Raw genomic sequence first — 15,497 nt, forward strand, 5'->3', positions numbered from 1 at the left:
GCGAGCCATGGAAGAGAAATGATTTTGCTACTCGGCTGAGACAATTGCATATAAAATGAAGAATGACAAGTTCATTGAATGAAGGTGGTACCGCGGTTTTTCGCCCTTCGTTTAGTGGCTTGTCTTTTGTTTATGGGCAGTTGTCTGGAGCTTTTTAAAGGAGATCAAAAGATGCGAACCTATCAAGTGAAACAAAAATTTCGATTGGGTGGCGAGCGGTTCGATATCAAAGATGAGTTGGGAAATGTTGAGTACCAGGTTGAGGGATCTTTTCTTAAGATTCCCAAGACTTTTACCATCTATGATAAGAATGGTCAAGAAGTGAGCCACATTACTAAAAAAACAATCAGCTTTCTTCCCAAGTTTGTGGTTGAGTTGAAGGATGGGGACCGCTTTTTTATCCATAAAAAACTGACGCTCTTCAGGGATAAATACGATATCGAAGATTTGGGACTGCGGGTACAGGGAAATATCTGGGACCTAGAATTCAAATTATTCGATGATCGGGATCAAATCGTCGCTGAGATTAGCAAGGAACTCTTTCATCTAACCTCTACCTACCAAGTATCGGTGTATGAGGATGAATACGCTGATTTAGTCATCTCACTTTGTGTCGCCATCGATTATGTCGAAATGTTAGAAGCTGGCGCAAATTAATCTTAAAAAAATTAGGAGACAAATATGAAACAATTATCTAGTGCACAAGTTCGTCAAATGTGGCTTGATTTCTGGGCAAGCAAAGGCCACTCTGTAGAACCATCTGTTAGCTTGGTTCCTGTAAACGACCCTACACTTTTGTGGATTAACTCAGGGGTTGCCACTCTTAAGAAATACTTCGATGGAACCATCAAACCTGAAAATCCACGGATTACAAATGCTCAAAAAGCCATCCGTACCAATGATATCGAAAATGTAGGGAAGACTGCTCGTCACCATACCATGTTTGAAATGTTGGGGAACTTCTCAATCGGAGATTATTTCCGTGATGAAGCCATTACGTGGGCTTATGAACTTTTGACAAGCCCTGAATGGTTTGATTTCCCTAAAGACAAACTTTACATGACCTATTACCCTGACGACAAGGATTCATACAACCGTTGGATCGCTGTTGGTGTAGATCCAAGTCACTTGATCCCAATCGAAGACAACTTCTGGGAAATCGGTGCGGGGCCTTCTGGACCAGATACAGAAATCTTCTTTGACCGTGGAGAAGCCTTTGACCCTGAAAATATCGGTCTTCGTCTGCTTGCAGAAGATATCGAAAACGACCGTTACATCGAAATCTGGAACATTGTTTTGTCACAATTTAACGCTGACCCTGCTGTTCCTCGTAGTGAGTACAAGGAATTGCCACACAAGAACATTGATACGGGTGCAGGTTTGGAACGTTTGGTAGCCGTTATCCAAGGGGCGAAGACCAACTTTGAAACAGACCTCTTCATGCCAATCATCCGTGAAGTAGAAAAGATGTCTGGTAAAACCTACGATCCAGATGGCGATAACATGAGCTTCAAGGTGATTGCTGACCACATCCGTTCGCTTTCATTTGCGATTGGAGATGGAGCTCTTCCTGGTAATGAAGGACGCGGTTACGTTCTTCGTCGTCTCCTCCGTCGTGCTTCCATGCATGGTCAAAAATTGGGGATCGAAGGAACCTTCTTGTATAAATTGGTTCCAACCGTTGGGAAGATCATGGAAAGCTACTACCCAGAAGTACTTGAAAAACAAGACTTCATCGAAAAAATCATCAAGAGTGAAGAAGAATCATTTGCTCGTACCTTGAACTCTGGTCAACACTTTGCCCAAACCATCGTTGAAGACTTGAAAGCTAAAGGTCAAACAGTGATTGATGGTCAAGATGTCTTTAAACTTTATGATACATACGGATTCCCAGTAGAGTTGACAGAAGAAATCGCTGAAGAAGCTGGAATGACAGTCGATCGTGAAGGTTTTGAAGCAGCCATGAAGGAACAACAAGAACGTGCGCGTGCATCAGCTGTTAAAGGCGGATCCATGGGTATGCAAAATGAAACCCTTCAAAACATTACAGTTGAAAGTAGATTTAACTATAATGCTAGTCAATTGCCTTCTAAGTTGGTGGCTATCGTAGCGGATAATGCAGAAGTAGAAGCTGTTTCAGAAGGAACTGCATCACTGATCTTTGCAGAAACTCCATTCTACGCTGAAATGGGTGGACAAGTTGCGGACCATGGTCAAATCTTGGATGCTGCAGGAAATGTTGTAGCGACTGTGACAGACGTTCAAAAAGCACCAAATGGACAACCACTCCATACTGTTGAAGTTCTTGCTCCTCTTGCTTTGAACCAAGAATACACCTTGGCGATCGATACCAATCGTCGTCATCGTGTCATGAAGAACCACACTGCAACTCACTTGCTCCATGCGGCTCTTCACAATATCCTTGGTAACCACGCAACCCAAGCAGGATCTCTCAATGAAGTAGAATTCCTTCGCTTTGACTTTACCCACTTCCAAGCTGTGACTCCAGAAGAATTGCGTGCTATTGAGCAACAAGTCAATGAAAAGATTTGGGAAGCGATCGCAGTCGAAACGATTGAAACAGATATCGATACTGCTAAAGAAATGGGAGCCATGGCCCTCTTTGGTGAAAAATACGGTAAAGAAGTCCGTGTTGTCACTATCGGTGATTACTCTGTTGAGCTCTGTGGTGGTACCCACGTAGGCAATACTTCTGAAATTGGTCTCTTCAAGATTGTCAAAGAAGAAGGGATCGGATCAGGAACTCGTCGTATCTTAGCAGTAACTGGTAAGGAAGCCTTTGAAGCTTATCGTGAACAAGAGGATGCATTGAAAGCCGTCGCAGCAACCTTGAAAGCACCTCAACTTAAGGAAGTCCCTCACAAGGTGGAAGGTCTTCAAGAACAACTCCGTCAATTGCAAAAAGAAAATGCAGAATTGAAGGAAAAAGCAGCAGCAGCGGCAGCAGGCGATGTCTTCAAGAATGTTCAAGAAGCAAACGGACACCGTTACATTGCCAGCCAAGTTTCTGTATCAGATGCAGGTGCCCTTCGTACCTTTGCGGATAACTGGAAACAAAAAGACTACTCTGATGTGCTTGTTCTTGTCGCAGCCATCGGTGACAAGGTCAATGTCCTTGTAGCCAGCAAGACAAAAGATGTGCATGCAGGAAATGTGATCAAAGAATTAGCTCCAATCGTCGATGGACGTGGTGGTGGTAAACCAGACATGGCCATGGCAGGAGGAAGCAACCAAGCGAAAATCCAAGAATTGTTGGATGCCGTATCAGGTAAATTGTAATAATGGAGAGGTTGGATATTTGTCCAACCTCTTTTTTCAAAAAAGAAGCAGATCCAATTAGAAAAAGATTGCAACAAAAAAACCTTTCCGTCTGGAAAGGTTTTTATCTTATAATCCGTAATTATAATCGTCATCCTGCATAGCTTCTACTTCACCGAGAAGGTAACCATTTCCGACTTGAGAGAAGAAGTCGTGGTTGGATGTTCCGGTTGAGATTCCGTTCATGACGATTGGGTTAACGTCATCTGCTGAGTCTGGGAAGAGCGGATCTTGTCCCAAGTTCATGAGGGCTTTATTGGCATTGTAGCGAAGGAAGGTCTTGACTTCCTCTGTCCAGCCCACACCGTCATAGAGGCTCTCTGTGTAGCCTTCTTCATTCTCATAGAGGGTGTAGAGAAGATCATACATCCATTCTTTGAGTTTCTCTTGTTCTTCTTCTGGTAATTCGTTAAATCCAAGTTGGAACTTGTAACCGATATAGGTTCCGTGAACTGATTCGTCCCGGATGATCAACTTGATGATTTCAGCTACGTTGGCCAATTTGTTGTTTCCAAGATAGTAGAGAGGTGTGAAGAAACCAGAGTAGAAGAGGAAGGTTTCAAGGAAAACGCTGGCGACTTTCTTTTCAAGAGGGGTTCCATTGAGGTAGATTTCGTTGATGATTTCTGCCTTCTTTTGAAGGAAAGGATTGGTGTTGGTCCATTCGAAAATCTCTTCGATTTCTGACTTGGTATTCAAAGTAGAGAAGATAGAAGAGTAAGACTTAGCATGGACAGATTCCATAAATTGGATGTTGTTAAAGACAGCTTCTTCGTGTGGAGTACGAATATCCGCACGAAGAGCTTGAACACCTGTTTCAGATTGCATGGTATCTAGAAGGGTCAATCCCCCAAAGACTTTACCAACTAGGTCTTTTTCTTTATTAGACAACTTTCTCCAGTCATCCAAGTCGTTTGACAAAGGGATACGCGTATCCAACCAGAATTGCTCTGTCAGTTTTTCCCAGGTCGATTTATCGATGACATCTTCGATCGCATTCCAGTTAATGGCTTTGTAGTATGTTTCCATTTGCATCACTTTCTTTTTCTATTCATTCAATCGTTACTATTCTACCATAAATTGATAGAATACCGCACAAAAAGTCGGCGAACCGACTTTTGATAGCTATCTAGGATAGCAGATTAGATGACACAGCTTTCACATTGGTTGGCGCCAACTTCTCCACCATCATCTGTAAAGGTACGGACGTAGTAGATAGACTTGATTCCCTTGTTAAAGGCGTAGTTCCGAAGGATAGACAAGTCACGAGTGGTTTGTTTGTTTTCAGTTTTCCATTCGTATAGTCCTTTTGGAATATCGCTGCGCATAAATAGAGTCAGTGAAAGACCTTGGTCTACATGCTCAGTTGCAGCAGCATAGACATCGATGACTTTTCGCATATCCATGTCGTAGGCAGAAGTGTAGTAAGGAATCGTTTCCGTTGACAATCCTGCTGCAGGGTAGTAGATCTTACCGATTTTCTTCTCTTGGCGTTCTTCAATCCGTTGTGTAATTGGGTGGATAGAAGCAGATACGTCATTGATGTAGCTGATAGATCCATTTGGTGCGACAGCTAGGCGGTTTTGGTGGTAAAGACCATCTGCTTGAACTTTAGCACGCAGTTCTGCCCAATCCTCAGCACTTGGGATAAAGATGTCTTTAAAGAGTTCTTTGACGCGATCAGATTTTGGTACAAATTCTCCAGTCGTGTACTTATCAAAGTAAGTACCGTTGGCATAGTCTGATTTTTCGAAGTTGTGGAAGGTAACACCACGTTCACGCGCAATGTTATTTGATTCTACGAGGGTCCAGTAGTTCATGAGCATGAAGTAGATACTTGTGAACTCAACAGACTCAGGTGATCCGTATTCAATCAATTGTTGCGCAAGGTAGCTGTGAAGTCCCATAGCTCCAAGTCCGAACGAATGCGCCAGTTTATTTCCGTGGTCAATAGTTGGAACGGCCACGATATGAGAGCTATCTGTAACGAAGGTCAAAGCACGAACCATGGCACGAATCGAACGTCCAAAATCAGGTGAAGTCATCATGTTAACCACGTTGGTTGAACCAAGGTTACATGAGACGTCTGTTCCCATTTGGACAAATTCTTGGGCATCGTTGATCAAGCTTGGTTCTTGAACTTGGAGGATCTCTGAACACAAGTTACTCATGATGATTTTCCCATCAACAGGGTTGGCCCGGTTAGCAGTATCGATGTTGACTACATATGGATAGCCAGATTCTTGTTGCAATTTAGAAATTTCAGTTTCCAAATCACGTGCCTTAATTTTAGTCTTGCGGATATTTGGATTAGCAACCAACTCATCGTATTTTTCAGTGATGTCGATGTAGTTAAATGGTACTCCGTATTCACGTTCCACAGAGTATGGGCTGAAGAGGTACATTTCCTCATTCTTACGAGCCAATTCATAGAATTTGTCTGGTACGACTACCCCAAGTGAGAGAGTCTTCACCCGAACTTTTTCATCAGCATTTTCTTTCTTAGTAGAAAGGAAGGCGATGATGTCTGGGTGGAAGACGTTGAGGTAAACAACCCCAGCCCCTTGTCGTTGTCCCAATTGGTTAGAGTAAGAGAAGCTATCTTCAAAGAGTTTCATAACAGGTACGACCCCAGAAGCGGCTCCTTCATATCCTTTGATTGGTGCTCCAGCTTCACGAAGATTGCTGAGGGAAATCCCAACCCCACCACCGATACGTGAAAGTTGAAGGGCAGAGTTGATGGAACGTCCGATTGCATTCATATCATCGGTTACTTGGATCAAGAAACATGAAACCAATTCTCCACGGCGGGCACGACCAGCATTTAAGAAAGAAGGAGTCGCTGGTTGGTAGCGTTGGTGGATAATTTCGTTTGCGATGTCTCGCGCGATAGCTTCATTTCCATCTGCAAAATAGAGAGCATTGAAGAAGACACGGTCTTCCATGCTTTCAAGATAGTATTCTCCATCATTTGTTTTCAAAGCGTATTGGTTATAGAATTTGTAGGCCGCCATGAAGGACTTGAATTGGAAGTTTTGGTCTTTGATAAATTGGGCCAATTCCTCTAAAAATTCAGGACGGTATTTCTCGATAAAAGCTCTCTCAATGTAATTGTGCTCGAGAAGGTACTGAATCTTGTCTGTAATCGAGTCAAAGGCTTTAGTATTTGGTACAACATTTTCTTTAAAGAATGCATCCAAAGCTTCTTTATCCTTATGAAGCATGATTTGGCCGTTTACTGGACGGTTGATTTCATTGTTAAGACGAAAATACGTCACATCTTCAAGAGATTTTAATCCCATAATAATCCTTTTCTAGTTCAAAAAAATGAAGAGGAGAAGTCCTCTCTTTACAAGTAAAAAGTCTAGTGTTAGGTTGCTAACGCTAGACCCTATTTAAGCAAAATACTGTGTTTATTAAGAAAGTTTCTTCAACTTAGCTGGTTGAAAACCAGAAAATACTTCATCCGGTGTTTGAATAACTGGAGCAGCATTGAAGCCAAGGTTCTTAACATGCTCTACAAATTCTGGCTGTTCATCTAAGTTAATTTCGCGGTATTCCACATGATTGCTATCGAGGAATCGCTTGGTCATTTTGCATTGAACACAATTATTTTTTGAATAAATGGTTACCATTTCTTTTCCGTTCTCCTATCGAAATATAAATCTGTAAACAGTATAAACAAAATCCAGCAACTTGTCAACAAAATAAAACTAAATATTGTGCAAAGAGATGAAATGGAGTTTTCAAAGCACAATATATTGTGGTGAGTGAAAAGTGTGAAAATCGAAGAAATGGGATAGGAATAGGCTTTAAAGCATCTTTAATTAGTTATAATTTTTTGGTGAATCAATATCCTGTGGTTCAAGAGCTTTTTTTCATTGAAAGCGGAGGAAAATGTTACTTATAATATAGTAGAAAATTGAAAAGATATTTTCTCTGTTCTTCAGGTGCTTCTTAAAATGTATCTAAATTGGGATTTTTCGCAGTCTTTTTCTGTAAGTCAGTGATAAAAATCTTGAAAAAAATTTCAAAAGATGATATAATACCAAATTGTAAGGGTTATCAAAAGGTAACTCAAAAACTATTTTTAAAAAGGAGAGTCAAACTATGGCTTCTAAAGATTTCCACATCGTGGCAGAAACAGGTATCCACGCACGTCCAGCAACTTTGTTGGTTCAAACTGCTAGCAAATTTGCTTCAGATATTACTCTTGAATACAAAGGTAAATCAGTTAACTTGAAATCAATCATGGGTGTTATGAGCCTTGGTGTTGGTCAAGGAGCAGACGTTGTAATCTCTGCAGAAGGTGCTGACGCTGATGATGCTATCGCAGCTATCTCAGAAACAATGACTAAAGAAGGATTGGCTTAAAATATGACAAAAATGCTAAAAGGAATTGCAGCATCTGACGGTGTTGCCGTTGCTAAGGCATATTTGCTCATTCAACCAGACTTATCATTTGAGACTGTTTCAGTCGAAGATACAAGTGCAGAAGAAGCTCGTTTGGATGCAGCTCTTGAAGCTTCACAAAACGAGCTTTCTCTTATCCGGGAGAATGCAGTAGCAAGCCTTGGTGAAGAAGCAGCGCAAGTTTTTGATGCGCATATGATGGTTCTTGCTGACCCTGAAATGATTGGTCAGATCAAAGAAACAATTCGTACGAAAAAAATCAATGCAGAAGCAGGCTTGAAAGAAGTCACTGACATGTTCATTGCGATCTTTGAAGGAATGGAAGACAATCCTTACATGCAAGAACGTGCGGCAGATATTCGTGACGTTACCAAACGTGTCCTTGCCAACTTGCTTGGTAAGAAATTGCCAAACCCTGCTTCTATCAATGAAGAAGCAATCGTGGTTGCGCATGACTTGACTCCATCTGATACAGCGCAGTTGAACAAAAAGTATGTAAAAGCTTTTGTTACGAATATCGGTGGACGTACCAGTCACTCAGCTATCATGGCTCGTACACTTGAAATCGCAGCTGTTCTTGGTACAAATAACATCACAGAACTTGTCAAAGATGGTGATGTTTTGGCTGTTTCAGGGATCACTGGTGAAGTGGTGATCAACCCTACTGAAGAACAAGTCGCAGAGTTCAAAGCAGCTGGTGAAGCTTATGCCAAACAAAAAGCTGAATGGGCTCTCCTTAAAGATGCGAAAACAGTGACTGCTGATGGAAAACACTTCGAGTTGGCTGCTAACATCGGTACACCTAAAGACGTTGAAGGTGTAAACGATAATGGTGCAGAAGCTGTTGGTCTTTACCGTACAGAATTCTTGTACATGGATTCTCAAGACTTCCCAACGGAAGATGACCAATACGAAGCCTACAAAGCAGTTCTTGAAGGTATGAATGGTAAACCTGTGGTTGTTCGTACAATGGATATCGGTGGGGATAAAGAACTTCCTTACTTCGACCTTCCTAAAGAAATGAACCCATTCTTAGGTTTCCGTGCTTTGCGTATTTCTATCTCTGAAACTGGTAATCAAATGTTCCGTACCCAATTGCGTGCCTTGCTTCGTGCATCTGTTCACGGTAAATTGCGGATCATGTTCCCAATGGTTGCTTTGTTGACGGAGTTCCGTACTGCTAAAGGTATTCTTGAAGAAGAAAAAGCTAAATTGCTTGCTGAAGGTGTTGCTGTGGCAGATGATATCCAAGTAGGTATCATGATTGAAATCCCAGCTGCAGCAATGCTTGCGGACCAATTTGCTAAAGAAGTTGATTTCTTCTCAATCGGTACAAATGACTTGATCCAATACACAATGGCTGCTGACCGTATGAACGAACAAGTTTCATACCTTTACCAACCATATAACCCATCAATCCTTCGTTTGATCAATAACGTGATCAAAGCAGCTCACGCTGAAGGCAAATGGGCAGGTATGTGTGGTGAAATGGCCGGTGACCAAACTGCTGTTCCACTTCTTGTCGGAATGGGCTTGGATGAGTTCTCTATGTCAGCGACATCTGTCCTTCGTACACGTAGCTTGATGAAGAAACTCGACACAGCTAAAATGCAAGAATACGCTAACCGTGCTCTGACTGAATGTTCAACAATGGAAGAAGTTCTTGAACTTTCAAAAGAATACGTGAACGTAGACTAAGAGTCGATCAAGACTAAGACAAATTTGTCTTAGTCTTTTTTTACATTGTACATAAAAATGTTCATTTTATTCGTAATAAACTAGTTAGTAATAAAAATAGTGATTTAAATGTTCGGTTTTTGTTTAATTTTCCTCGTATATATAGTATAATCGTAAGTAAGATTAGGAGGAAAGCGAAGGAATGAAGTAAAAGGTTCGGGAAAGAAAATGGAAAAACTTTTCCTGATAAATTTACATGATTTTACAGGAATCAACTTGAAAATTAAGTGATTTTATAGTAAAATAAAAACAACTAGAAAACGCTTTCAAAAAATAAAGAGGTGAGTATATGGATAGAAGCACAGACTTATGGACATTTGGAAGAGGGGATAATTTCCATCTTCAAGAGTACTTAGGAGCTCACAAGGAAACAAGGGGAGAACAAGAAGGCTTTACCTTCCGTGTTTGGGCTCCCAATGCTCAGGCGGTGGATCTGATTGGTGATTTCACTGATTGGGAAGCTCGTAAAATTCCAATGGTTCGTAATGAAGGAGGCGTCTGGGAAGTCTTCTGTTCCGATGCAAAAGAGGGAGATATATACAAGTATTTGGTGACTCGACAAAATGGTCATCAGGTGCAAAAAATCGATCCTCTAGCGTTATGGATGGAAAAGAGACCCAATACAGGATCTATTATTAAGACCATTCCAGAGAAAAACTGGAAAGATGGTCTCTGGAGAGCACGCCGTAAAAAACTTGGTTTTAAGGAACGACCTGTTAATATTTACGAGGTTCATGCAGGATCTTGGAAACGAAATGAGGATCACAGTTCCTACACCTTCAAACAACTAAAAGATGAACTCATTCCGTATCTGGTAGAGATGAACTACACCCACGTGGAATTTATGCCAGTGATGGCCCATCCATTGGGCTTGAGTTGGGGCTATCAGCTCATGGGGTATTTTGCACTCGAGCAGACTTATGGTAGCCCAGAAGAGTTTCAAGACTTCGTGGAAGAATGCCACCTCAACAATATCGGAGTGATCGTGGATTGGGTACCAGGACATTTCATTATCAATGATGATGCCTTGGCTTATTATGATGGAACACCAACCTTTGAATACCAGGATGAACATCGTGCCCATAACTACGGATGGGGAGCCTTGAACTTCGATTTAGGGAAGAATCAAGTCCAGTCATTCTTGATTTCTAGTTTGAAGTTTTGGATTGATACCTATCATTTAGATGGGATTCGGGTCGATGCTGTGAGCAATATGCTCTATCTTGACTACGATAGTGGTCCATGGACACCAAATATTGATGGTGGAAACCTCAACTACGAAGGCGTTCATTTCCTTAGACGTTTGAATGCGATTATCAAGAACGAACACCCAGATGTCATGATGATTGCAGAAGAAAGTTCTGCTGGTCAAAAGATCACGGGTCCTGAAGAAGAAGGTGGACTTGGCTTTGACTATAAATGGAATATGGGGTGGATGAATGATATCCTTCGATTCTACGAAGAAGATCCCATCTACCGGAAATTTGACTTAAACCTGGTAACCTTTAGTTTCATGTATGCATTTTCTGAAAACTTCTTACTACCATTTTCACATGATGAAGTGGTGCATGGTAAGAAGAGTTTGATGCATAAGATGTGGGGAGATCGTTACAATCAATTTGCTGGACTCCGTAACCTCTTGACCTATCAGATTTGCCATCCAGGTAAGAAATTACTCTTTATGGGTTCAGAATTTGGTCAATTTTTGGAATGGAAGTCAGAAGAGCAATTGGAATGGGGCAATCTAGAGGATGAAATGAATGCTAAGATGCGTCGTTTCACTTCTCAGCTCAATCATTTCTACAAAGAACACAAGGAATTGTGGGAGATTGATGATAGCTTTGATGGCTTAGAGATTATTGATGCAGATAACCGGGATCAGAGCGTCTTGTCTATGATCCGGAAAAATCGTAAGGGTGATCTTTTGGTGTGCGTCTTTAATATGGCACCAGTAGAACGCAAGGACTTTACGATTGGTGTGCCTATATCAGCGGTCTATGAAGAAATTTGGAATACAGAATTAGAAGAATGGGGAGGTGTCTGGAAAGAGCACAATCCGACAGTTCAGTCTCAAGATGGACTGTGGAAGGATTATGAACAAACTTTGACCTTTACTTTGCCGGCTTTAGGAGCTAGCATTTGGAAGGTGAAACGGAAGGTTCGCAAAACGAAATCTAAAACATCAGATAAAAAATGATGATCGGTTGACTCTAAGGGAGTCCAAGCTTTAAAAAGAGGAAGTAGTCAATGAAGAATGAAATGCTCGCTTTAATTCTTGCCGGTGGGCAAGGAACACGTCTTGGAAAATTAACCAAAAACATCGCGAAACCTGCGGTTCAATTTGGTGGGCGCTATCGGATTATCGATTTTGCTCTCTCAAACTGTGCCAACTCAGGAATTCACAATGTTGGTGTGATTACACAGTATCAACCACTTGCCCTTAACAGCCATATTGGGAATGGTTCCAGCTGGGGTTTAGATGGAATCAATACGGGTGTGTCTATTCTCCAACCTTATTCAGCTAGTGAAGGAAATCGTTGGTTTGAAGGAACTAGCCATGCTATTCTTCAAAACATCGACTATATCGATAGCATCAATCCGGAATATGTCTTGATTCTATCTGGGGACCACATTTACAAGATGGATTACGATGACATGCTTCAAGCGCACAAGGATAATAACGCAAGTTTGACCGTTGCCGTCCTAGATGTACCTTTGAAGGAAGCAAGCCGTTTTGGAATCATGAATACAGATGCCAATAATCGGATTGTCGAATTTGAAGAAAAACCAGCTGAACCAAAATCAACTAAGGCTTCAATGGGGATTTACATCTTTGACTGGGCTCGTCTGCGCAATATGTTGGTTGCTGCTGAAAAGAGTGATATCGATATGTCAGACTTCGGTAAAAATGTCATTCCAACGTATCTAGAATCAGGCGAAAGTGTTTATGCTTATGAATTCAATGGTTATTGGAAAGACGTTGGTACGATTGAGTCTCTTTGGGAAGCCAATATGGAATATATCGATCCAAATAATGCCTTGGATAGTCGCGATCGTCACTGGAAAATCTATTCACGCAACCTTATTTCACCACCAAACTTCTTTGGAGAACATGGTCACATCGAAGATTCTCTTGTCGTCGACGGTTGTTCGGTAGACGGTACAGTCAAACACTCCATCTTATCAACAGAAGCTCAAGTTCGTGAAGGAGCAGTTGTTGAAGATGCTGTCGTGATGAGCAATGCCATTATCGGTAAAGGAGCTGTCGTGAAACGCGCGATTATCGGAGAAGGTGCAATCATTGCAGAAGGTGTCGTGATTGATGGAACAGAGGAAGTACAAGTTGTCGGTTACAATGAAAAAGTGGGGGTAGCAACAGATGAAGATTGATAAATATTCAGCCATTTTAGGAAATACAGTTGGGTATCATGATATGTCCACTTTGACCAGCCATCGTCCGGTAGCCTCCCTACCGTTTGATGGGAAATACCGCTTGATTGACTTCCCGTTGTCTAGTCTTGCGAATGCTGGTATTCGTAGTGTTTTTGGGATTTTCCAACAAGAAAATATTAGTTCGGTCTTTGACCATATTCGTTCAGGTCGTGAGTGGGGCTTGTCTACTTTATTGAGCCACTATTACCTCGGAATCTATAATACTCCAGTTGAAAATACAACGGTAGGGCCAGAATACTACCAACAATTATTGACCTATTTGAAACGGTCTGGTTCCAACCAAACAGTTGCTTTAAACTGTGATGTTTTGATGAATATTGACCTCAATCAAGTTTTCCACTTGCATAATAGCGTTGACCGTCCGATTACAGTTGTTTACAAAAAGTTGCATCTTCAAAATATCTCTGAAGTCAATGCTGTCTTGAAAATTGATGAAACAGACCATGTTACAGAGCAAAGACTTTTTGATGGCAAGGATCCTGACGAAGTCTACAACATGTCAACAGATGTCTTTATTGTGGACACTCCTTGGTTGATTGAAAAAATTGAAGAAGAAGCCAAGAAAGAATACCCACAAAAATTGCGCTATATCTTGCGTGATTTGGCAGTGGAATACAATGCTTTTGCCTTTGAATATACAGGCTACCTTGCCAATATTCATTCAGTGGAATCCTACTACCATGCAAACTTGGATATGTTGGAAAATCAAAAATTCATGAAGCTCTTTTCACCAAATCAAAAGGTGTATACGAAAGTGAAGAATGAAGAACCAACTTATTATTCCAAGACTTCAAATATTAAAACCTCTCAATTTGCTTCGGGTAGTATTGTAGAAGGAACCGTTGAACGCTCTGTTGTTTCTCGTCGGGTATATCTCCATGAAGGTTCAGAAGTCCGCAGTAGTCTTCTCTTCCCTGGTGTGGTGGTTCGTGAAAATGCAATCGTTGAACATGCTATCCTGGATAAGGGTGTCGAAGTGGCTGCTGGTGTGACGATTCGTGGGACAGAAGAAGCACCTGTCGTGGTTAAAAAAGGAACGATTGTTACAGAGGATATTGTCTAATGAAACTATTATTTGTTGCAGCTGAAGGTGCACCATTTTCTAAAACAGGTGGATTGGGAGACGTTATTGGCGCTCTTCCTAAATCCTTAGCGAAAAGTGGTCATGACGTGCGCGTGATCCTCCCTTACTATGATATGGTAGAGGCCAAGTTTGGAGATCAAATCGAAGATGTTTTGCATTTTGAGACCAAGGTTGGCTGGAGAAGTCAATATGTTGGTGTGAAACGGATTGTACGTGATGGAGTCACCTTTTACTTTATTGATAACCAACACTATTTCTTTAGAGGTCATGTCTATGGTGACTTCGATGATGGGGAACGTTTTGCCTTCTTCCAGCTCGCGGCTTTAGAAACGATGGAACGGGTTGACTTCATTCCAGATGTTCTTCATGCCCATGATTATCATACGGCTATGATTCCTTTCTTGCTGAAGGAAAAATACCGTTGGATTCAAGCTTATCATGGAATTAAAACAGTATTGACCATCCATAATTTGGAATTTCAAGGTCAGTTTGACCCAGGAATGTTGTGGGATCTTTTCGGAGTTGGATTTGAGCGCTATGCAGATGGAACGCTTCGGTGGAATGATTGCCTGAACTGGATGAAAGCCGGCATTCTATATGCTGACCGTGTGACAACTGTTTCTCCAAGCTATGCGCATGAGATTATGACTGCTGAATATGGTTGTGGTTTGGATCAGATCCTTCGGATGGAGTCTGGCAAGGTGACCGGAATTGTAAACGGGATTGATGCGGATCTGTATAATCCTGAAACGGATCCACTCTTGACGTATCACTTCAGTCTCTCAGATCTTTCAGGTAAAGCAGCTAGCAAACGTGCTCTTCAAGAACGTGTCGGTCTGCCTGTTCGCGATGATGTACCTTTGTTTGGAATCGTCTCTCGTTTGACACGTCAAAAAGGTTTTGATGTGGTGGTAGAAGAGTTGCATCAACTCTTGCAAAAGGATATTCAGATTGTCTTGCTCGGTACAGGAGATCCTGGATTTGAAAATGCCTTTGCTTGGTTTGGTCAAGCCTACCCAGACAAACTTTCAGCCAACATCACCTTTGATGTTCAATTGGCCCAAGAAATCTATGCCGCGTCGGATGTCTTCTTGATGCCAAGCCGCTTTGAACCATGTGGCCTTTCTCAAATGATGGCCATGCGCTATGGAACCCTTCCTTTAGTACATGAAGTCGGCGGACTTCGTGATACGGTTCAACCGTTTAATGTTGTTGATGGAAGTGGAACAGGCTTTAGCTTCAATAATTTGTCTGGCTATTGGTTTAACTGGGCAGTTGATGAAGCCTTGGCTGTCTACTACAATAACAAACAGGCTTGGTATGGTCTCCAAGAGCAAGCTATGACGCGTGACTTCTCATGGGATACGGCTAGTCAACGATACGATGATTTGTACCAATCCTTATAAATAGATCTATGATACAAACGCCTTTCGAGGCGTTTTTTGGTTTGCTTTCTTCCAATAAAGAAAAC

General features: G+C 41.6%; 11 protein-coding genes. 8 read left to right on the plus strand and 3 right to left on the minus strand.

Going from position 1 to position 15,497, the window contains the following annotated elements; genetic code table 11:
• Window positions 1–171: 171 nt before the first annotated feature.
• Together ADG03_RS03535 and alaS are read left to right on the plus strand one after the other, a co-directional pair.
• Window positions 172–657, plus strand: coding sequence for an LURP-one-related/scramblase family protein (locus ADG03_RS03535; protein WP_003012021.1), 486 nt, complete (start codon window positions 172–174; stop codon window positions 655–657).
• 24 nt (window positions 658–681) lie between these two features.
• Window positions 682–3,300, plus strand: a complete 2,619-nt coding sequence (gene alaS, locus ADG03_RS03540; protein WP_049472149.1) for an alanine--tRNA ligase — start codon at window positions 682–684, stop codon at window positions 3,298–3,300.
• Between the two features lie 108 nt (window positions 3,301–3,408).
• Here alaS and nrdF read toward each other — a convergent pair whose 3' ends face one another.
• The 3 genes from nrdF to nrdH form a co-directional block, all read right to left on the minus strand.
• A complete protein-coding gene (gene nrdF, locus ADG03_RS03545; protein WP_003011591.1) occupies window positions 3,409–4,368 on the minus strand; it encodes a class 1b ribonucleoside-diphosphate reductase subunit beta in 960 nt (319 codons plus the stop codon).
• 113 nt (window positions 4,369–4,481) lie between these two features.
• Window positions 4,482–6,641, minus strand: a complete 2,160-nt coding sequence (gene nrdE / locus ADG03_RS03550) for a class 1b ribonucleoside-diphosphate reductase subunit alpha (protein ID WP_049472150.1) — start codon at window positions 6,639–6,641, stop codon at window positions 4,482–4,484.
• Window positions 6,642–6,755: 114 nt separating this feature from the next.
• Window positions 6,756–6,974, minus strand: a complete 219-nt coding sequence (nrdH, locus tag ADG03_RS03555; RefSeq protein ID WP_003006408.1) for a glutaredoxin-like protein NrdH — start codon at window positions 6,972–6,974, stop codon at window positions 6,756–6,758.
• 475 nt (window positions 6,975–7,449) lie between these two features.
• Between nrdH and ADG03_RS03560 the strand changes: the two genes are divergently transcribed.
• From ADG03_RS03560 to glgA, 6 genes are all read left to right on the plus strand, one after another.
• Window positions 7,450–7,713, plus strand: coding sequence for a phosphocarrier protein HPr (locus ADG03_RS03560; protein WP_003006411.1), 264 nt, complete (start codon window positions 7,450–7,452; stop codon window positions 7,711–7,713).
• A gap of 3 nt (window positions 7,714–7,716) precedes the next feature.
• On the plus strand, window positions 7,717–9,450 hold the full coding sequence (ptsP, locus tag ADG03_RS03565; protein ID WP_049472151.1) for a phosphoenolpyruvate--protein phosphotransferase: 1,734 nt from the start codon (window positions 7,717–7,719) through the stop codon (window positions 9,448–9,450).
• Window positions 9,451–9,778: 328 nt separating this feature from the next.
• A complete protein-coding gene (gene glgB / locus ADG03_RS03570) occupies window positions 9,779–11,686 on the plus strand; it encodes a 1,4-alpha-glucan branching protein GlgB (protein WP_049472152.1) in 1,908 nt (635 codons plus the stop codon).
• Between the two features lie 50 nt (window positions 11,687–11,736).
• Complete coding sequence (locus tag ADG03_RS03575; RefSeq protein ID WP_003002477.1) at window positions 11,737–12,879, plus strand: glucose-1-phosphate adenylyltransferase; 1,143 nt, start codon at window positions 11,737–11,739, stop codon at window positions 12,877–12,879.
• Window positions 12,869–14,005 carry a glucose-1-phosphate adenylyltransferase subunit GlgD gene (gene glgD, locus ADG03_RS03580; RefSeq protein ID WP_049472153.1) on the plus strand — a complete coding sequence of 379 codons (1,137 nt, stop codon included), beginning with the start codon at window positions 12,869–12,871 and terminating at the stop codon, window positions 14,003–14,005. The genes ADG03_RS03575 and glgD overlap by 11 nt, the downstream gene beginning before the upstream one ends.
• Complete coding sequence (gene glgA, locus ADG03_RS03585; RefSeq protein ID WP_049472154.1) at window positions 14,005–15,432, plus strand: glycogen synthase GlgA; 1,428 nt, start codon at window positions 14,005–14,007, stop codon at window positions 15,430–15,432. Before glgD ends, glgA begins: the two co-directional genes overlap by 1 nt.
• The last annotated feature ends 65 nt before the right edge of the window (window positions 15,433–15,497 follow it).

Source organism: Streptococcus parasanguinis, from assembly GCF_001069785.1.
In the GTDB taxonomy this organism is placed as follows: Bacteria; Bacillota; Bacilli; order Lactobacillales; family Streptococcaceae; genus Streptococcus; species Streptococcus parasanguinis_T.